Genomic DNA, 17,274 nt, shown 5'->3' with positions numbered 1-17,274 from the left:
CGATCTGCCCGCGGGCGCGAGGGCCGCGGCCCGGTCGAGGGCGGCGCGGGCCCCGGGCCGCACGGCGAAGGCGCCGGTCACGGCGCAGGCGTCGAAGCGCGGGTCGGTCAGCGCGAGGCGCAGCGCGTGCGGGTGCCCGACGAAGGCGCTGTCGACGACGGCCACCCGCTGGTCGGCCGGTACGTCGGCCAGCGCGGCGGCGGTGCCTTCGGGACCGGCGACCGGGCGGACGTCGAACCCGAGCGAGCGGAGCTCGTCTTCAAGCGGTGATCCGGGGACCGGCAGGCCGGTGAGGATGACGGTCGACAGACGGACTCACTCCTTGCAGCAAACTTCTCGACGGGGCGCCCGGTGGGGCGGCGCGGCACGTCGGCAGAGGCTATCGGATGAATGGAACGCCGTATTCATCAGGCTTTCGGGCCCCCTCAGGGGGCTTTGGCCTCGGATGTTAGGGTGGTCGACGGCGTGTACGAACCCCGTGAGCACGTCCCGGAACGAGGAAAGAGGTGGATTGATGACCGTCGCAGTGGTCGCTGCCGAGCACGGCGAACTCCGGTACGTCCCCGTTTCCTCCCTCCGGGCTTCCGGCCGGGCCTGAGCACACCGTTCGGTCCCGTCGGCCGGAGCCCCCTGTCCAAGGGCTCACGTTGACCGACCACACCGACCACACCCACGCCTCCGGCAGCTCCGCCGCCACCGGCTCCCCCTCCGCCGCCTCCGGTCCCGACGGGGCCTTCCTCGCGGCCTTCATGGAGCTGCACCACGGCCTGCCCCGACAGTCCCCCGGCTCCGACGGGACCACCCGCCACCTGCTGTCCCTGTGCGGACCGCTGCCCGAGCGGCCGCGCGTCCTGGACCTGGGCTGTGGTCCCGGCCGCAGCGCGCTGCTGCTCGCCGCCGAGGCGGGCGGGCCCGCCGGGGCCGGCCTCGCCGAGGTGACCGCCGTCGACCTCCACGAACCGTTCCTCGCCGAACTGCGCGCCGCCGCGGCGGCCCGCGGCCTCGGCGGCCGTGTCGAGGCGGTCCGGGCGGACATGGACGCGCTCCCGTACGAGGACGGCTCCTTCGACCTCGTGTGGGCCGAGGGCTCCGCCTACTGCATCGGCTTCGACCGGGCGCTCGCCGAGTGGAAGCGGCTGCTGGCACCCGGCGGCACCCTGGTGCTGACCGAGTGCGAGTGGACCGCCGAGGAACCTTCCGCCGGAGCGCGGGCCTTCTGGGACCCGCAGTGCGCGCTGCGCTCCACCGCCCGCAACACCGCCGCCGCCCAGGCGGCCGGGTACCGGGTGCTGGGCACCCTCCTCCAGCCGGACTCCGACTGGGCCGAGTACTACGGTCCGCTCGCCGACCGGGCCGGGGCCGCGCGGGCCTCGACCCCGGCGGCCGAGGCGGCCCTCGCCGCCACGCGCGAGGAGATCGCCGTACGGGAGCGGCACGGTCACGAGTACGGCTACCGGGGCTACGTCCTGGCCCCGGTGACCGCCGGGGACGGGGACCACTGGCCGGCCCGTCCGGAGACCGCGGCGCAGGCGGCGGCCGTGCGGGCCGTCAACCTGGCGGCCTTCGACACCCCGCTGGAGGCTGATCTCGTGGACGCGCTGCGCGCCGACGCCGCCTGGCTGCCGGGGCTCTCCTACGTGGCCGGGCGTCCCGACGGCTCGGTGGCGGCGCACGCGCTGCTGACCCGGTGCACGGTGGACGGCGTACCCGCGCTGGCGCTCGCGCCGGTGGCCACCGATCCCCCGGCGCAGCGGTCGGGCGCCGGCAGCGCGGTCGTCCGGGCCCTGCTCGCGGCGGCCGGGGAGCGGGGAGAAACGCTGGTCCTGGTCCTCGGGCATCCCGCGTACTACGCGCGGTTCGGGTTCGCGCCGGCCTCGCTCTTCGGGATCCGGGCCCCCTTCGAGGTGCCCGACGAGGCGATGATGGCGCTCGTCCTCGACGGTTCGGTCCCGGTGCCGAAGGGAACCATCGGCTACCCGGCCCCGTTCGGGATCTGACGGCGCGGTCCACCCGTCCGCCCCCCGTCGCGTGCCTAGCACGGTGCGGGGGACGGACATGCGCTGATCTCCGAAGTGGGGACAAGACTCTTTTGTACGGCAGACTGAAGGCCGGAGTCCGAAGCGAAGGATGGGTATGCCGACCACACCAGCCACCGACGCCAACAGCGCGTCCGCCGGCACCGGAACTCAGGAATCGATCATGCTCGAACTGGTCGACGAGTCCGGCAACACCATCGGCACGGCGGAGAAGCTCTCCGCCCATCAGGCGCCCGGCCTGTTGCACCGGGCGTTCTCCGTGTTCCTCTTCGACGAGCGGGGCCGGCTGCTGCTCCAGCAGCGCGCCCTCGGGAAGTACCACTCCCCCGGCGTCTGGTCGAACACCTGTTGCGGTCACCCCTACCCCGGCGAGTCCCCGTTCGCGGCGGCGGCCCGGCGGACCCACGAGGAGCTGGGGCTGTCGCCCTCGCTGCTCGCCGAGGCGGGGACGGTGCGCTACAACCACCCGGACCCCGCGTCCGGGCTGGTCGAGCAGGAGTACAACCACCTGTTCGTGGGACTGGCGCAGGCGGCGCCGGATCCGGATCCGGAGGAGGTCGGCGACACGGCCTTCGTCACGGCCGAGGAGCTGGCGAAGCGGCATGCCGAGGTGCCGTTCTCGGCCTGGTTCATGACGGTCCTGGACGCGGCGCGGCCCGCGATCCGCGAGCTCACGGGCGACGCGGCGGGCTGGTAGCCGCGACTCCCTCCGGTCGGGCTCCCGTACCGGCTCCGGCTCTTTCGGGGCGTGCTCGTCCAGGGCGCGCCCGCTCAGAGCTCGGGGGCCGGCGCGGTGAGCGGCAGGGCGGCCCAGATCACCTTGCCGCCGGTCGAGGTGTGCTCGACGTCGCAGACCCCGCTGGCCTCCCGCGTGACCTCGCGGACCAGCAGGAGGCCCCGGCCGCCGGTCTGGCCGAAGTCGGCCTCCAGCGCCTTGGGCCGGTACGGGTGGTTGTCCTCGACGGCCACCCGTACCCATTCCCGGCCCACCGCCACCTCGACGGCGACCTCCGGGGAGAGCAGGGCCGCGTGCCGGACCGAGTTCGTCACCAGTTCGGAGACGATCAGCAGCAGGGAGTACACCAGGTCCTGCGGGGCCGGCACCCCCTGGCGGCCGAGCAGGTCGCGCACCGCGCGGCGGGCCTGCGGAACGGATTCTTCTACCGCCGGAGCGGTGAAGCGCCACACCCCCTCGTATGCGAGGGGGTCCGCCGGAGCCGGCGCCTCCCCCTCCCTGGCTGGCGGGACGCTCCCGCTGTCGTTCATCTTCCGGCCCCCGTCTTCGCGCTCGATCGTCTCCACGTGCCAAGAGTGGGGACGCGACCGGTCCGGACCTCGTCGCTGACCAGAAGTCAGCGCCTATCGGACACTTTTTGACCGGTGGCGTATGACAGAGTCAGTTGTTCGACCGTTCTTGATCCGGCGCGGAGTCCTGCGCGGCCGTCTCCCGCGCCCCGTCCACCGTGCCCGGTCCGTGGCCCCTCGTCCTCCCTGACCAGGCCGAGAACGCGCCGCGCGCCCGTCACGCCCGGGGACGGACTCCCCTTGATCGCGGCATCGGCCGACCCGGATAGCATCCGGCGCATGGACGCAGCCCTCCGCACCACCGTCGCCGACGGCGTGGCCACCGTCGTCATCTCGCATCCGGCCAAGCGCAACGCCATGACCGCCGCGATGTGGCGGGCCCTGCCGCAGCTGCTGCCGCGGCTCGCGGCGGACCCGGACGTCCGGGTCCTGGTGCTGACCGGGGACGGTCCGACCTTCTGCGCGGGCGCCGACATCTCCTCCCTCACGGGGGACGACGATCCGCAGGCCCTGTCGGTCGCCGCGGAGGAGGCCCTGGCCGCCTTCCCGAAGCCGACCATGGCGGCGGTCCGGGGCTTCTGCGTGGGCGGCGGCAGCCAGCTGGCGGCCGCGTGTGACCTGCGGTTCGCCGAGGAGGGCGCCTCCTTCGGGGTGACCCCGGCGAAGCTGGGGATCGTCTACCCGGCCTCCTCGACCCGGCGGCTAGCCTCGGTGGTCGGCCCGGCCTGGGCCAAGTACCTGCTGTTCTCGGCGGAGTTGATCGGCGCGGAGCAGGCACTGCGGGCCGGGTTCCTGCACGAGCTGCTGCCGGCCGGGCAACTGGACAAGCGGATGGCCGAGTTCACCAGGATCCTCACCGCCCGCTCGTGGCTGACGCAGGCGGCGGCGAAGGAGTTCGCGGACGGCCGCACCGACCGGGACGCGTACTGGGCGGAGCGGGCGGCGGCGAGCGGCGACACCGCGGAGGGTGTCGCCGCCTTCCTGGAGCGGCGGGCACCGCACTTCGCCCGGCCGTCGGCGGACTACTAGCTAGCGCGCGGCGCCGCGCAGCCGGGCGACGATCTCGGCCGGGGCCTTGTCCGGGGACCCGGCGTCGTAGGGCGGCTGCGGGTCGTACTCGCACATCAGCTGCACGGTCTGGGCGTACTCGTCCCCGGCGATCCGGCCGAGCAGGCCGAGGCCCATGTCGATGCCGGAGGACACCCCGGCGGCCGTGACGTACTTCCCGTCGTAGACCACCCGCTCGCCGGTGGGCCGGGCGCCGAAGGAGGGCAGCCGGTCGAGGTAGAGCCAGTGCGAGGTGGCCCGGCGCCCGTCGAGCAGCCCGGCGGCGGCGAGCAGGAGCGAGCCGGTGCAGACGGACGTGGTCCAGGTGGTGGTGGCGTCGACGGCGCGCAGCCAGTCGAGGACGGCGGGGTTCTTCATCTCCTCCTCGGGGTGCGGACCGCCGGGCACGACGACGACGTCGGGCCGGGTGACCTCGTCGAGCGCCTTGTCGGCGACGAGCGCGAGCGACCCGTTGTCGGTGCGTACGGGTCCGGGCCGCTCGGAGACGAACACGGTCTCGGCGCCCTGGAGCCGGCCGAGGGTGTCGAAGGGCCCGATGGCGTCGAGGGCGGTGAACCGGTCGTAGAGCAGTACGGCGATCTGCATGGCTCCTCCGGAGCGGTAGATGATCGGCCCCGCCGGGAAACCCCTGCGGGAACCACCCCCGGGCAGCGCCCGGGGGGACGGAGCCGCACCCGGGATGACCGGGCACGGCCAGGATGAACGGACACGACCCGTCCGGCCGGGTACCGCCCGGGGCGGTCGGGTACGGCCCAGGGTGGTCGGGTACCGCCCCGGGTAGTCGGGCACCGCCCCGCACGGCCGGGTACCGCCCCGCACGGCCGGGCGCGGCGGAGCCGGTCGGGGTTGCCCGGGGGCGGTTCCGGGTGGTCGACCGCCCGACCGGGGAGGGGCGGGGCGGGCGAGCTCCGGGGCGCGCCGATGGCGGTGTCGGGGTCCGGGGCGGAGCCCCGGTTCCGGGAAGGGGCGGGGTGGGGAATCGCTCCGCGCCCCGGCCCGGCCCGGAGGCCCGGCCGCGGCCCGGACCCGGGGTTGGATGGGTCCCGGGCCCGGGGCCGGGGCCGGACGGGCCCGCAGCCCGGGCGACGCGCTGGTGCCCCGTGGCGCGGTACGGGGCGGCCCGGCACCCGCACGCCCCGCACCAGCACCAGCACCAGCACCAGCACGCCCCGCACCCGCACGCCCGGCGGAGCCTAGGGGCCGAAGCGGCGCCGGTATTCCGTCGGGGGCTGACCCAGGTGGCGGACGAAGGCGCGGCGGAGCGCCTCCGGGGTCCGGTAGCCGCAGGCCCGCGCGACCTGAGCGACCCCCTCCCCGCCCTCCTCCAGCAGCCTGCGCGCGTGCTCCACCCGCACCCGCTCCACGTACCGCCCCGGCGTCACCCCCGTCTCCGCCTGGAAGGCCCGCGCGAAGTGCCTCGGCGACAGCGCGGCCCGCGCCGCGAGCGTCTCCACGCTCAGGTCCCCGCCCGGGTGCTCGGTGATCCACTGCTGCACGTCCCGCAGCGGCTCCCGCCGCGCCGTCTGGGCGGCCAGCTGCGCGCTGAACTGCGCCTGGTTCCCCGGCCGCCGCAGGAACACCACCAGCCGGCGGGCGATCAGCAACGCCACGTCCCGCCCGAGGTCCTCCTCCACCAGCGCCAGCGCAAGGTCGATCCCGGCGGTGACCCCGGCGGAGGTGGAGACCCGGCCGTCCCGTACGTAGATGGGGTCCGGTTCCACCGACACCCGGGGGTAGTCCCGTGCCATCTGCTCGCAGGAGTACCAGTGCGTCGTCGCCCGGCGGCCGTCGAGCAGCCCGGCCTCGGCCAGCAGCAGTCCGCCGGTGCACACCGACACCAGCCGCTCCGCGCGGCCCCCGTACGCACGCAGCCAGTCCGTGAGCCGGGGCTCGAAGTCGCCCCGGTACCGGCCCCCCGGCACCAGCAGGGTGGTGCCGGGGCCGGGCCGGGCGTCCTCCAGGTCCCCGTCCGGGACCAGGGTCAGCCCGCTGTCGGTCCGGACCGGCGCCCCGCCCGGGGACACCGTCCGGATCGCGTACCCGTCCCGGCCGCCCGGACACCGCGCGGCCGCGGCGAACACCTCGACCGGCCCGGTGACGTCCAGGCTCTGCACCCCGTCGTAGAGGACGACGAGTACGTTTCGCAACGACATGCCTCCATGGTGTGATCCGGCTCCGATGGCCGCAATGACGGGGATCCCACCTATCCGGACATCACCCGACGGCGGCGGGCCCGCCCCGGCGCGCGGATAGGATCGGGGCATCATGACTGCAACCCTCGTCGCCAAGAACCTCACCGCCGCGCACGGTGAGCGCACGCTCTTCGCCGATCTCGACCTCGTCGTCGCGCCCGGCGACGTCATCGGACTCGTCGGTGCCAACGGCGCCGGGAAGTCGACCCTGCTGCGGATGCTGGCCGGGCTGGACACCCCGGAGACCGGTGAGCTGCGGCTCTCCCCGCCCGGCGCGGCCGTCGGGCACCTCCCGCAGGAGCCCGAGCGGCGCCCCGGCGAGTCGGTGCGCGATTTCCTGGCCCGCCGTACCGGCGTCGCCGCCGCGCAGGCCGCTCTCGACGAGGCCACGCAGGGCCTGGTCGACGGCACCCCGGGCGCGGACGACGCGTACGCGGACACCCTGGACCGCTGGCTGAACCTGGGCGGCGCCGACCTCGACGAGCGGGCCCAGGAGGTCGCGGACGAGCTGGGCCTCGCCGTGAGCCTGGACCTGCCGATGGCCGCCCTGTCCGGTGGCCAGGCGGCCCGCGCCGGGCTGGCCTCGCTGCTGCTGTCCCGCTACGACGTGTTCCTCCTGGACGAGCCCACCAACGACCTGGACCTGGCCGGTCTGGAGCGGCTGGAGCAGTTCGTCAAGGGGCTGCGCGCGGGCACGGTCGTGATCAGCCACGACCGCGAATTCCTGACCCGGACGGTCACCAAGGTCCTCGAACTCGACCTGGCGCAGCAGCAGATCAACCTCTACGGCGGCGGCTACGAGTCCTACCTGGAGGAGCGGGAACGGGCCCGGGGCCACGCCCGCGAGGAGTTCGAGGAGTACGCGGGCAAGAAGGCCGCCCTGGAGGGCCGGGCCCAGATGCAGCGCAACTGGATGGACAAGGGCGTGCGCAACGCCCGCCGCAAGGCGAGCGACAACGACAAGATCGGCAAGAACCTGCGCGGGGAGTCCAGCGAGAAGCAGGCCGCCAAGGCCCGCCAGACGCAGCGGGCGATCGAGCGCCTGGAGGTCGTCGACGAGCCGCGCAAGGAGTGGGAGCTGCGCATGGAGATCGCCACGGCCCCGCGCTCCGGCTCGGTCGTCGCCACCCTGCGCGAGGCGGCCGTCAAGCGGGGGGACTTCACGTTCGGCCCGGCGAGCCTGCAGATCGACTGGGCGGACCGGGTGGCGATCACCGGGGCCAACGGCGCCGGCAAGTCCACCCTGCTCGCGGTACTGCTCGCACGGCTCACCCCGGACTCGGGCTCCGCCACCCTCGGTTCGGGGGTGCTGGTCGGCGAAGTGGACCAGGCCCGCGGGCTGTTCCTCGGTGACGAGCCGCTGCTGGAGGCCTTCTGCGCGGCGGTCCCGGACACCGAGCCGGCGGAGGTGCGCACGCTGCTGGCCAAGTTCGGCCTGAAGGCCGCGCACGTGCTGCGCCCGGCGGCCACCCTCTCCCCCGGCGAGCGGACCCGGGCGGCGCTGGCGCTGCTCCAGGGCCGCGGGGTGAACCTCCTCGTCCTGGACGAGCCGACGAACCACCTCGACCTGCCGGCGATCGAGCAGCTGGAATCGGCCCTGGAGTCCTACGAGGGCACCCTGCTGCTGGTCACCCACGACCGCCGCATGCTCGACGCCGTCCACGTGACCCGCCGCCTGGAGGTCGCGGACGGCAAGGTCACCGAGCTCTAGTTCCGCGTTTCGCGGGTCGTCGACACCCGCTCCGCGCCCGGGAGACGCGGCCGGACCCCACCTGTGGGAGGGGTCCGGAGCACCGCGGGAACGGCCGGCGGACTAGCGGACCCGGCCGTACAGGTTCGGGTTGTAGTCGCTGAAGGAGGAGATCCGGACGTTCTTGCCCGGACGCGGGGCCTCCAGGTACTTGCCGTCGCCGAGGTAGACCGCCACGTGGTCGACGCCCGAGGCGCGGCCGTTGTTCGACCAGAACACCAGGTCGCCGCGGCGGAGTTCGGAGCGGGAGATGGGAGTGGTGGCCCGGTACTGGTCGTCGGCGACCCGGGGGAGCGGGATTCCGGCGCTGCCGTAGGCGGCCTTCACCAGGCCCGAGCAGTCCCAGCCGTACGGGCCGTTGCCGCCCCAGACGTACGGGTGGCCGAGCTTGCTCATGGCGAACGATATGGCGGCCTCGGTCCCGTGCCGCACCGGGGTGCCGGAACCGGAACCTCCGCCGCCCGGCTTCGAGGACCCGCCGCCCGTGGACCCGCCGCCCGAGGCGGCGCCCGTGTTGCGCTCGTACTTGTCCTTGTGGCCGGTCCACCACCAGTGGCCGTTCTGCTTGTACCAGTACACCCGGTCGATCGGGTCCCAGCCCTGCTTGCCGCGGAACACCGGCTCCGAGGTACGCCCCCCGGACGCGGACGACCCGGACGACGACGAGCCGCCGGTCTTGTCGCTCTGACCGGTCTTCGCAAGGTACTTGCTGTGGTGCGAGGTCCAGCGCCACCAGCCGGTCTCGTCCTTGTACCAGTACTTCGACCCGTCCCAGCCGGCGTGGCTCGGCGCCGGTTCGGCCGAGGCGGCGCCGGCACCGGTACCGACCAGCACGGCAGCACCGACCGCGGCGACCACGGCCCCGCGCAGCGTGCAGCGGGAGCGGGCGGCGGCGATGCCGCGGCCGGCGGCCGTGCGGGCACAGCCGGCGCAGTCGCAGCGTTCCTGTATCTCCTCGGTGAATGCGGGTGCGCGCATGGGTACTTCCTCTCTCGGGGATGGCGAAAAGGATTCAGCGGGCGTCGGCCGCGGTGCCGCGCGCCGTGTAGAAGGCCACGGTCAAGTCCTTGACCAGGGCCTTGCGTTCGTAGTCGTCGAGGCTGACGAGACCGCGGTCGGACATGCGGTGGACGGTGTCGTCGACCGCATCGATGACCGAGGTGAGGACGGAATCCCGGTGCCGGGCGTCGATGGCCGCGATCCGGCGGCGCTGCATGGCCTGGGCGACCTCCGGCGCGTACTCGATGCGCACGGGGCGGGCGGAGAACACCTCGATGCCGACGGCACGGCACTCCGCGGCGAGCAGCCGGGTGAGCGCCTCGCCGACCGCCTCGGTGTCGCGCAGGGTTTCCCGCCCGGTCTCGCCGAAGGAGTCGGCCGGCACCCGGGACAGCACCCGGGCGGTCGCGGACTCCACCTGTTCCCGCAGGTAGCCGGCATGGTCGTCGACGGACAACAGGGCCCGGGCGGTGTCCCTGACCCGCCAGACGACCAGCACCACGGCGTGCAGCGCGGTGCCTTCGGCGTCGACCGCGGACAGCGGTTCACTGCGCCAGTGCCGCAGCCGTACGTCGATCCGGGCACGGCGGAGGAACGGGGCGGCCCACACCAGTCCGGTGCGCCGCACCGTGCCCCGGTAGCGTCCGAAGAGGGTCAGGACCACGGCGTGACCGGCGCGGCCGCGCCGTAGGCCGACGAGTGCCAGGAGGGCGAACAGCGCGCAGCCGGCCAGGGCCGCGATGGGCCGGGCATCGACGGGGAGAGACGGGCTCGGCACCCCGTGGCGGACCACGAGCAGGCCCGCCCCCGCGCCGGCGGCGGCCGTGGCCAGCAGTGCCCACCAGCCTGAGTACGCCCGTGCGGGCCGTTCGGCGAGCTCGCGGTCGACCGTCGGGGGCAGGGTCCGGCGGTGCGGCTCGGAGGCCGGGGCGCGGGCGGGACCCGGGACGCGGGTGGGACCCGGCGCGCGGGCGGGCCCGGGGACCTCGCCGCGGGGGGCCCGCAGCTGGACGGGCCCGGTCCACGCGGCCGCCGGTACGGACGGTCGCTCGACGGTGTCGGGCTCGGCGGCCGGGACGGGCGGGGACGCCGGGGCCTCGTCGCGGAACAGCGGCCCCGGCCCGACGGGATCGCGGTAGGGCCGGACCAGCACCCCGGGTATCGTGCCGGTTCCGTTTCCGGTTCCGGTCCCCCTCGTTGTCTCCGACACGGGCACCCCACAGCTACAAAGATGATCATCAAGGATGGATCGATCTTCACCTGATGGGGGAAGCCGGACAAACGGCAAAAGTCCCGAAAGGCCGGGGCTTTGGCCCCGACTCGAACCCGGCAGGGGCCCGGGGCGCCGCGGCTACTGCTGCGGGGCACTCCGCTTTCGGGGGAGCCTGCGGGCCACGAAGCCCCGCGGCAGGTGCCGGGCCGCGAGGGCGTACGCCTGGTAGTGCCGGCCGGTGATGCTGACCGGCCGACGGCGGGCCAGGTCCCGCAGGGCCTTGGCCACGACCGCCTCCGGCTCCAGCCACACCGCGTCGCGCAGGGCGCTGACGTCCATCCCGGCGCGCTCCTGGAACTCGGTGCGGGTGAAGCCCGGGACCACGGCCAGCACCCGGACCCCGTACGGCTCCATGTCCACCCGCAGGGATTCGCTGAAGGCGGTGACCCAGGCCTTCGCCGCCCCGTACGTGCCGGTCGGGAGGAGTCCCGCGACGGAGGCGATGTTGAGCACGGCGCCCCTGCGGCGCTCGCGCAGGCCGGGCAGCAGGGCGTGGGTGAGCCGGAGCGGGACCTTGACCAGCAGGTCCAGCATCCGTTCCTCGTCCTCGACCGGGTTGTACGGGAAGGGCGCGGGCAGTCCGAAGCCGGCGTTGTTGACCAGCATGTCCACGGGCCGGGCCGGGTCGGCGAGCCGTGCCGCGACGGTGGCGCACTGCTCCGGGTCCAGCAGGTCGGCGGGCAATACCTCGCAGGCGGTCCCGAACTCGCGGCGCAGGCCGTCGGCCACGGATTCCAGGCGGGCCTTGTCGCGGGCGACGAGGACGAGGCCGCAGCCCTTGGCGGCGAAGCCGCGCGCGAAGGCCGCGCCCAGGCCGGCGCTGGCTCCGGTGATCAGAACGGTGGTGCTCAAGGGTGCGTCACTTCCTGTGCGGATCGTCGGTGAAGGCGGTGGTCTCGGCGGAGGCGTAGGCGCGGGCGACGTCGACCAGGAACCTGGCCTCGTCCTCCAGCCCGCCGCCCTCCTCGAAGGTCTGCATCGCGGCCGGGAGTTCCAGGGCGGTGGCCCGGCCGGGCTGTCCGGAGCCCCCGGCGAGCTTCGCCCGTCGCGCCTCCTTCAGTACGCAGGCCAGCGCGGCGGCCGTGAGCCGCTGTTCGGGGACCAGGCTCCCGGCGACGTGGCGGCGGGCCCGTTCCGGCAGGCCCGGCGGCACGTACTCCCCGAGGATCAGGATCGCGTCGCGGGTCTCGATGACCTTTCGGTAGACCAGCAGGTTGCGCGGTACGGGCGGCCAGAGCAGCTCCAGGACCCGGCCGGTCCGGGGCTCGGAGAGGACGACGTGCGGGACGGCCTGGACCAGCTCCCGCCACAGGGGCCACAGCCGCCAGGCGATGACGGTGTCGGCGGTGGTGCGGCGCAGCGTGAACAGGGTGGGCACCACGATCGCGGCGGCGCGCAGCAGGCCGTGCAGGTTCATCATCAGCGGCAGGGCGGGCATCGCCCAGGTGCTGCCGAACAGGGCCTTGAGCAGGTACGCGAACCAGAAAAGCCCGGCCAGCGCGGTGCCCAGCCCGAACAGCCGCAGCCCGGCCGCCAGGGCCCGGCTCTCGGCGCGCCGACCGTAGCGCCAGCAGACGTACACGCAGACGGTGTTGGCGATGAGGTGGGCGGAGATCAGGACGAGCCAGTACGCGAGCGAGGGGACGGGCGGTCCGGTGGGCGGGATGGTGTGCGTGCCGTGGCCGGGCGCGGCGCCGTCCAGGGCCACGAGGACGCTCAGCCAGAGCAGGGTTCCGGCCCAGGCGGCGAGCTGGAGCCTGCGGCCCCGGGTGGCGGCGGCGACGAAGTAGAGCACGGCGCCCGCCGACAGCACGCCGATGAGGTTGCGGACGAGGCCGACGGCGTGCGCGTAGCCGGGTTCGCGGCTCGTGGCGTAGGTGACAACGGCGGGCAGGTTCAGGGTCATCGCGGCGGCCGCGGTGGCGACCGCGAACCACAGTCCGCGCTGCTGCGGGGAGCGCAGGGCGCCGGGGGCGCGCAGCAGGACGGCGGCCCACAGGCACACCACGCTGGGCACGGCGAGCCAGTCGCCCAGGGCGGCGAGGTCAGCTGCCATCGCTGGGGCCCCGCTCGTACCCCATGGCGGATTCGAGGCGGGCGAGGGCGCCCCGGGGTGCGACGGCCGTGCGCGGGTGGCCGGAGCCCGCGGTCCGGGTGCGGATCATGCTCGCGAGCATCTCCGCCTCCCGCTCCTGGCGGGTGGTGTAGTTGGTACGGCCGAGGACCACGGGGGCCCGGCCGTCGATCTCCTGGCCTTCCAGGGAGTGGTGGCCGAAGAGGATGTGGCCGAGCTCGTGGAGCACGATGTGCTCCCGGTGCAGCGGGGTGGTGTGGGCCTCGTAGAAGACGTAGTCCACGGTCTCGGTGCCCACCCACAGTCCGCAGACGCCGGATTCGGCGGCCTCCGGGGGCAGCGGGTGCAGCCGGATCGGGCGGCCGCGCTGTTCGGCCATGCGTGCGCACAGGGCGTCCAGGGAGAACGGGTGCGTCAGGTCCATGTGACCGAGAATCGTCTCGCACCGTTTGCGCAGGCTGGGGTTCCGGTGGGGCATGTGTTCCCTCTTCGGACCCTTTCTCGGGCAGCGTCGATAGGCGTGGGGGGTGGGCATCGGCATGGCGTCCTGTGCCTTGAGGCGGCCTCGGGAGGGCAGTTCCCGAGGGCGGAAATGCGGAAGCCCGTCCGCGGGTGACGAACGGGCGTTCCACCATGCCTACAGATCAACTACGCGGATTGGCAAGGTCCGTTCCCCGGCGAGGTACCTATTCGGCCACTCCTGCCGGTCCGCCGGAACCTTTCCTTCCGATCACGCTCCTACGAGCGCCCCCGACGGTCGTCCGGGCCGGTGAGGCCGGCGCGGCGCAGGGCGTCGGCCATGGCGCTGTTGGCGGGGGCGGGCGCGCCGGAACGCTGACCGCCGCCCTGACCACCCTGCTGCCGACCGCCCTGGCCGCCCTGGCCGCGCCGGCTCTGGCCCTCGCCCTGACCCTGGCCCTGGCCCTGGCCCTGGCCCTGACCCTGCTTCTGCCCCTGGCCCTGCTTCTGCCCCTGCCCCTGGCCGCGCTGCTGCGGGGGCCGGCCTCCGCCGCGGCGCTCCTGGCGCTCCTCACGGGGGCGGGGAGTGCCCGCCGTCCGCTCGGCCTCGTCCTCCAGCCGCAGCGTGAGCGAGATCCGCTTGCGGGGGATGTCCACGTCCATGACCTTGACCCGGACGATGTCGCCCGGCTTCACGACGTCCCGCGGGTCCTTGACGAAGGTCTTCGACAGGGCCGACACGTGTGCCAGGCCGTCCTGGTGGACGCCGATGTCGATGAAGGCGCCGAAGGCGGCCACGTTGGTGACCACCCCTTCCAGGATCATCCCGGGAGCCAGGTCGCCGATCTTCTCCACGCCCTCCTTGAAGGTGGCCGTCTTGAAGGCGGGGCGCGGGTCGCGCCCCGGCTTCTCCAGCTCGCGCAGGATGTCGCCGACGGTCGGCAGGCCGAAGGCCTCGGTGACGAACTGCTCCGGCCGCAGGGACCGCAGGACGGTGGAGTTGCCGATCAGGGCGGCCACCTCGGCACCCGCCGTCTTGCCCATCGCCCGGACCACGGGGTAGGCCTCGGGGTGCACGCTGGAGGAGTCCAGCGGGTCGTCCCCGCCGCGGATGCGCAGGAAGCCCGCGCACTGCTCGTACGCCTTCGGGCCCAGACGGGCCACGTCCTTGAGGCCCCGGCGGCTCCGGAAGGGGCCGTTGGCGTCGCGGTGGGCCACGATGTTCTCGGCGAGGGTGCCGCTGATGCCCGACACGCGCGAGAGCAGCGGCGCGGAGGCGGTGTTGACGTCCACGCCGACGCCGTTCACGCAGTCCTCGACGACCGCGTCGAGGGAGCGGGACAGCTTCATCTCGGACAGGTCGTGCTGGTACTGGCCCACGCCGATCGACTTCGGGTCGATCTTGACCAGTTCGGCGAGCGGGTCCTGGAGGCGGCGGGCGATGGACACCGCGCCGCGCAACGACACGTCCATGCCGGGCAGTTCCTGCGAGGCGAAGGCGGAGGCGGAGTACACGGAGGCGCCGGCCTCGGAGACCATCACCTTGGTGAGCCCCAGCTCCGGGTGACGGGTGATGAGGTCCCCGGCCAGCTTGTCGGTCTCGCGGGAGGCCGTGCCGTTGCCGATGGCGACCAGCTCGACCGCGTGCTCCTTGGCGAGGCGGGCCAGGGTGGCGAGGGAGGCGTCCCACTTGTTGGCGGGAACGTGCGGGTGGATCACGTCCGTGGCCACGACCTTGCCGGTCGCGTCGACGACGGCCACCTTGACGCCGGTGCGGAAGCCCGGGTCCAGGCCGAGGGTGGCGCGGGTGCCGGCCGGCGCGGCGAGCAACAGGTCGCGCAGGTTGGCGGCGAAGACCCGCACGGCCTCGTCCTCGGCTGCGGCGCGCAGCCTCGTCCGCAGGTCGATGCCCAGGTGGACCTGGATCTTGGTGCGCCAGGCCCAGCGGACGGTGTCGGCCAGCCACTTGTCGCCGGGGCGGTCGCGGTCGGCGACGCCGAAGCGGCGGGCGATCAGGCCCTCGTACGTGGACGGGCCGGGGGCATCGGCCGGCGGCTCGGGCTCCAGGTCCAGGGAGAGCACGTCCTCCTTCTCGCCGCGGAGCATGGCGAGGACCCGGTGGGAGGGGAGGGCGGTGAAGGGCTCCGCGAAGTCGAAGTAGTCGGCGAACTTCGCGCCGGCCTCCTCCTGGCCCTCGCGGACCTTCGCGGCGAGCCGGCCGCGGGTCCACATGCGCTCGCGCAGGTCGCCGATCAGGTCGGCGTCCTCGGCGAACTTCTCGGTGAGGACGGCGCGGGCGCCCTCCAGGGCGGCCGCTGCGTCGGCGACGCCCTTGTCGGCGTCGACGAACGCCGCCGCGGCCACCGCCGGTTCGACGGAGGGGTCCGCCAGCAGGCCCTCGGCCAGCGGCGCCAGGCCGGCCTCGCGGGCGATCTGGGCCTTGGTGCGGCGCTTGGGCTTGAAGGGCAGGTAGATGTCCTCCAGCCGGGCCTTGGTGTCGGCCGCGTGGATCCGGGCCTCCAGTTCGGCGTCGAGCTTGCCCTGCTCGCGCACGGAGTCGAGGATCGCCGTGCGGCGGTCCTCCAGTTCGCGCAGGTAGCGCAGCCGCTCCTCCAGGGTGCGCAGCTGGGCGTCGTCGAGCATCTCGGTCGCTTCCTTGCGGTAGCGAGCGATGAAGGGCACGGTGGAGCCGCCGTCGAGCAGCTCGACGGCGGCCTTGACCTGCCGTTCCCGTACGCCGAGCTCCTCGGCGATCCTGCCTTCGATGGACATCGTCACTGTGCGGTCCCGCCTGCCTTCGTTTGCGTGGAAGGCTGCCAATTGTGGCAGGTGGCGGTGACGGACGGCGGGAGCCCCTCAGGCCTTTCCGGTGAGGTCGCGCGGGAAGGCTCCCGCGCCGACGGCCCGGCGGACGAATCCGCCGCCCAGTTCGTGGAGGCGGGCGAGCCCGTCCGCGCCGAGGTGCTCGTACGGGGCCGCGTCGAGGCGGTCGGTCTCGGCCTCCAGCCGCTCGCGCAGGGCGGTGCCCTCGTCGGTGAGCTCCCCGTCGGCGTCGAGGACCCCGCGGGCGTGCAGCCGGGCGGCCGCGGCGTCGAGGTCGTCCTGCTCCCAGCCCCGGATGGCCTTGTCCCACTTCGGGGTCATGCCGCGGCCGGTCGCGGCGTGGCTGACCAGGGCCTCCACGGGGTCGAGGCCGGTGAGGAGCAGCGCGGCCACGTGGCCGTCGCCCCGGTGCTCGCGCAGCAGGGTGGTGGCGTGCCACAGGCGCAGGTGCGGCTCGTCGGGGACGGGGAGGTCGGCGTGGGCGGCGTAGAGGGTGCGGCCGGAGCGGATGCAGCCCTCGGTGGCGCGCATCGCGAGGTCGGCGGCTTCCGCGAGTTCGGGGGAGGCGACGGCCTCGGGGCCGAGGAGGCGGCGCAGGGTGGTGTCGGCGGCGCGCAGCCGGGCGGTGAGGGCCTGCTCCGGGGTGATGGTGTCCCAGACCGCGGGGAGGTGCGCGGTGACGTAGTCGTGGCGGTAGTTGTAGAAGGTGGCGGTCACCGCACCGGGTCCGACGGCGCCGAGGGCGGCGGAGCGGCTGGCGAGGTTGACGGCGACCCGGTGGGTGACGCCGAGGGCCGCGAACTCGGTGGCGAGGTCGGGCGAGAAGTAGATGGTGGCGTGCAGGGGGTTGATCGCGGCGTGCCAGCAGTGCCGGGCGGCGTGCGGAGGAAGCGTCATGCGCCGCAGGTTACCGACTGCTCAGTATGTGGGGTACCCCTCACCCCCCGCCCACCCGGGACTCCGCCCCGGGCCCCGGGCGGCCCCGGCCGGGCCCCCACCACCGGCGCGCACCGCCCGCGAGCCGGGCACCCACCCGAAGCCACCCAGCCCGCCCGGGGTCCGGGGCACCACCCCGGGGCTGGGCGCCGCCCCAGGGGCTGGGGGCACTGCCCACAGGTCCAGGCACCACTGAGAGGTTGAGCACCGCCCGGGCTCGGGCACCGCCCGGGCTCGGGCACCGCCCGGGCTCGGGCACCGCCCAGGCTCGGGCACCGCCCAGGCTCGGGCACCGCCCAGGCTCGGGCACCGCCCAGGCTCGGGCACCGCCCAGGCTCGGGCACCGCCCAGGCTCGGGC

Annotated in this window: 14 protein-coding genes and 1 pseudogene; 4 read left to right on the top strand and 11 right to left on the bottom strand. The window is 74.4% G+C overall.

Going from position 1 to position 17,274, the window contains the following annotated elements:
- Window positions 1–309: pseudogene (locus tag ACEPPI_RS35460) on the bottom strand (CDP-alcohol phosphatidyltransferase family protein); the annotation flags it as partial.
- Between the two features lie 440 nt (window positions 310–749).
- Here ACEPPI_RS35460 and ACEPPI_RS35455 point away from each other — a divergent pair.
- Both ACEPPI_RS35455 and idi read left to right on the top strand, forming a co-directional pair.
- On the top strand, window positions 750–1,997 hold the full coding sequence (locus ACEPPI_RS35455; RefSeq protein ID WP_373919375.1) for a GNAT family N-acetyltransferase: 1,248 nt from the start codon (window positions 750–752) through the stop codon (window positions 1,995–1,997).
- A gap of 136 nt (window positions 1,998–2,133) precedes the next feature.
- Window positions 2,134–2,733 carry an isopentenyl-diphosphate Delta-isomerase gene (idi, locus tag ACEPPI_RS35450; RefSeq protein WP_373919374.1) on the top strand — a complete coding sequence of 200 codons (600 nt, stop codon included), beginning with the start codon at window positions 2,134–2,136 and terminating at the stop codon, window positions 2,731–2,733.
- A gap of 74 nt (window positions 2,734–2,807) precedes the next feature.
- On the opposite strand, the gene ACEPPI_RS35445 is transcribed toward idi, so the two are convergent.
- On the bottom strand, window positions 2,808–3,338 hold the full coding sequence (locus ACEPPI_RS35445; RefSeq protein WP_373919373.1) for an ATP-binding protein: 531 nt from the start codon (window positions 3,336–3,338) through the stop codon (window positions 2,808–2,810).
- 282 nt (window positions 3,339–3,620) lie between these two features.
- Between ACEPPI_RS35445 and ACEPPI_RS35440 the strand changes: the two genes are divergently transcribed.
- A complete protein-coding gene (locus tag ACEPPI_RS35440; protein WP_373919372.1) occupies window positions 3,621–4,370 on the top strand; it encodes an enoyl-CoA hydratase/isomerase family protein in 750 nt (249 codons plus the stop codon).
- On the opposite strand, the gene ACEPPI_RS35435 is transcribed toward ACEPPI_RS35440, so the two are convergent.
- Window positions 4,371–4,994 (bottom strand): DJ-1/PfpI family protein, encoded by a 624-nt coding sequence (locus ACEPPI_RS35435; RefSeq protein ID WP_280913521.1) that lies wholly within the window; start codon window positions 4,992–4,994, stop codon window positions 4,371–4,373.
- A 608-nt stretch (window positions 4,995–5,602) separates the two neighbouring features.
- Window positions 5,603–6,562 carry a GlxA family transcriptional regulator gene (locus ACEPPI_RS35430; protein ID WP_373919371.1) on the bottom strand — a complete coding sequence of 320 codons (960 nt, stop codon included), beginning with the start codon at window positions 6,560–6,562 and terminating at the stop codon, window positions 5,603–5,605.
- A 112-nt stretch (window positions 6,563–6,674) separates the two neighbouring features.
- On the opposite strand from ACEPPI_RS35430, the gene ACEPPI_RS35425 reads away from it, so the two are divergent.
- Window positions 6,675–8,312, top strand: a complete 1,638-nt coding sequence (locus tag ACEPPI_RS35425; RefSeq protein ID WP_373919370.1) for an ABC-F family ATP-binding cassette domain-containing protein — start codon at window positions 6,675–6,677, stop codon at window positions 8,310–8,312.
- A 102-nt stretch (window positions 8,313–8,414) separates the two neighbouring features.
- On the opposite strand, the gene ACEPPI_RS35420 is transcribed toward ACEPPI_RS35425, so the two are convergent.
- From ACEPPI_RS35420 to ACEPPI_RS35390, 7 genes are all read right to left on the bottom strand, one after another.
- Window positions 8,415–9,329 (bottom strand): C40 family peptidase, encoded by a 915-nt coding sequence (locus ACEPPI_RS35420; RefSeq protein ID WP_373919369.1) that lies wholly within the window; start codon window positions 9,327–9,329, stop codon window positions 8,415–8,417.
- A 34-nt stretch (window positions 9,330–9,363) separates the two neighbouring features.
- Window positions 9,364–10,503: an SPFH domain-containing protein gene (locus tag ACEPPI_RS35415; RefSeq protein WP_373919368.1), complete on the bottom strand. Its 1,140-nt coding sequence runs from the start codon at window positions 10,501–10,503 to the stop codon at window positions 9,364–9,366.
- Between the two features lie 198 nt (window positions 10,504–10,701).
- On the bottom strand, window positions 10,702–11,475 hold the full coding sequence (locus ACEPPI_RS35410) for an SDR family NAD(P)-dependent oxidoreductase (RefSeq protein ID WP_373919367.1): 774 nt from the start codon (window positions 11,473–11,475) through the stop codon (window positions 10,702–10,704).
- Window positions 11,476–11,482: 7 nt separating this feature from the next.
- Window positions 11,483–12,679 (bottom strand): MAB_1171c family putative transporter, encoded by a 1,197-nt coding sequence (locus ACEPPI_RS35405; RefSeq protein WP_373919366.1) that lies wholly within the window; start codon window positions 12,677–12,679, stop codon window positions 11,483–11,485.
- Complete coding sequence (locus tag ACEPPI_RS35400) at window positions 12,669–13,121, bottom strand: hypothetical protein (protein ID WP_373919365.1); 453 nt, start codon at window positions 13,119–13,121, stop codon at window positions 12,669–12,671. The genes ACEPPI_RS35405 and ACEPPI_RS35400 overlap by 11 nt, the downstream gene beginning before the upstream one ends.
- A gap of 314 nt (window positions 13,122–13,435) precedes the next feature.
- Window positions 13,436–15,934: a Tex family protein gene (locus tag ACEPPI_RS35395; RefSeq protein ID WP_373919364.1), complete on the bottom strand. Its 2,499-nt coding sequence runs from the start codon at window positions 15,932–15,934 to the stop codon at window positions 13,436–13,438.
- Between the two features lie 78 nt (window positions 15,935–16,012).
- Window positions 16,013–16,876, bottom strand: a complete 864-nt coding sequence (locus tag ACEPPI_RS35390) for a hypothetical protein (protein ID WP_373919363.1) — start codon at window positions 16,874–16,876, stop codon at window positions 16,013–16,015.
- Window positions 16,877–17,274 lie beyond the last annotated feature (398 nt).

This window comes from Streptomyces sp. AB3(2024) (genome assembly GCF_041862025.1).
In the GTDB taxonomy this organism is placed as follows: Bacteria; Actinomycetota; Actinomycetes; order Streptomycetales; family Streptomycetaceae; genus Streptomyces.
This window is presented reverse-complemented; position numbering and strand designations above follow the sequence as displayed.

What these genes read in the sequence shown, in the direction of transcription:
- ACEPPI_RS35455 (WP_373919375.1), top strand. Translation starts at nt 750, where the DNA reads ATGGAGCTGCACCACGGCCTGCCCCGACAGTCCCCCGGCTCCGACGGG.
- idi (WP_373919374.1), top strand. Translation starts at nt 2,134, where the DNA reads ATGCCGACCACACCAGCCACCGACGCCAACAGCGCGTCCGCCGGCACC.
- ACEPPI_RS35440 (WP_373919372.1), top strand. Translation starts at nt 3,621, where the DNA reads ATGGACGCAGCCCTCCGCACCACCGTCGCCGACGGCGTGGCCACCGTC.
- ACEPPI_RS35435 (WP_280913521.1), bottom strand. Translation starts at nt 4,994, where the DNA reads ATGCAGATCGCCGTACTGCTCTACGACCGGTTCACCGCCCTCGACGCC.
- ACEPPI_RS35430 (WP_373919371.1), bottom strand. Translation starts at nt 6,562, where the DNA reads ATGTCGTTGCGAAACGTACTCGTCGTCCTCTACGACGGGGTGCAGAGC.
- ACEPPI_RS35425 (WP_373919370.1), top strand. Translation starts at nt 6,675, where the DNA reads ATGACTGCAACCCTCGTCGCCAAGAACCTCACCGCCGCGCACGGTGAG.
- ACEPPI_RS35420 (WP_373919369.1), bottom strand. Translation starts at nt 9,329, where the DNA reads ATGCGCGCACCCGCATTCACCGAGGAGATACAGGAACGCTGCGACTGC.
- ACEPPI_RS35405 (WP_373919366.1), bottom strand. Translation starts at nt 12,679, where the DNA reads ATGGCAGCTGACCTCGCCGCCCTGGGCGACTGGCTCGCCGTGCCCAGC.
- ACEPPI_RS35400 (WP_373919365.1), bottom strand. Translation starts at nt 13,121, where the DNA reads ATGGACCTGACGCACCCGTTCTCCCTGGACGCCCTGTGCGCACGCATG.
- ACEPPI_RS35390 (WP_373919363.1), bottom strand. Translation starts at nt 16,876, where the DNA reads ATGACGCTTCCTCCGCACGCCGCCCGGCACTGCTGGCACGCCGCGATC.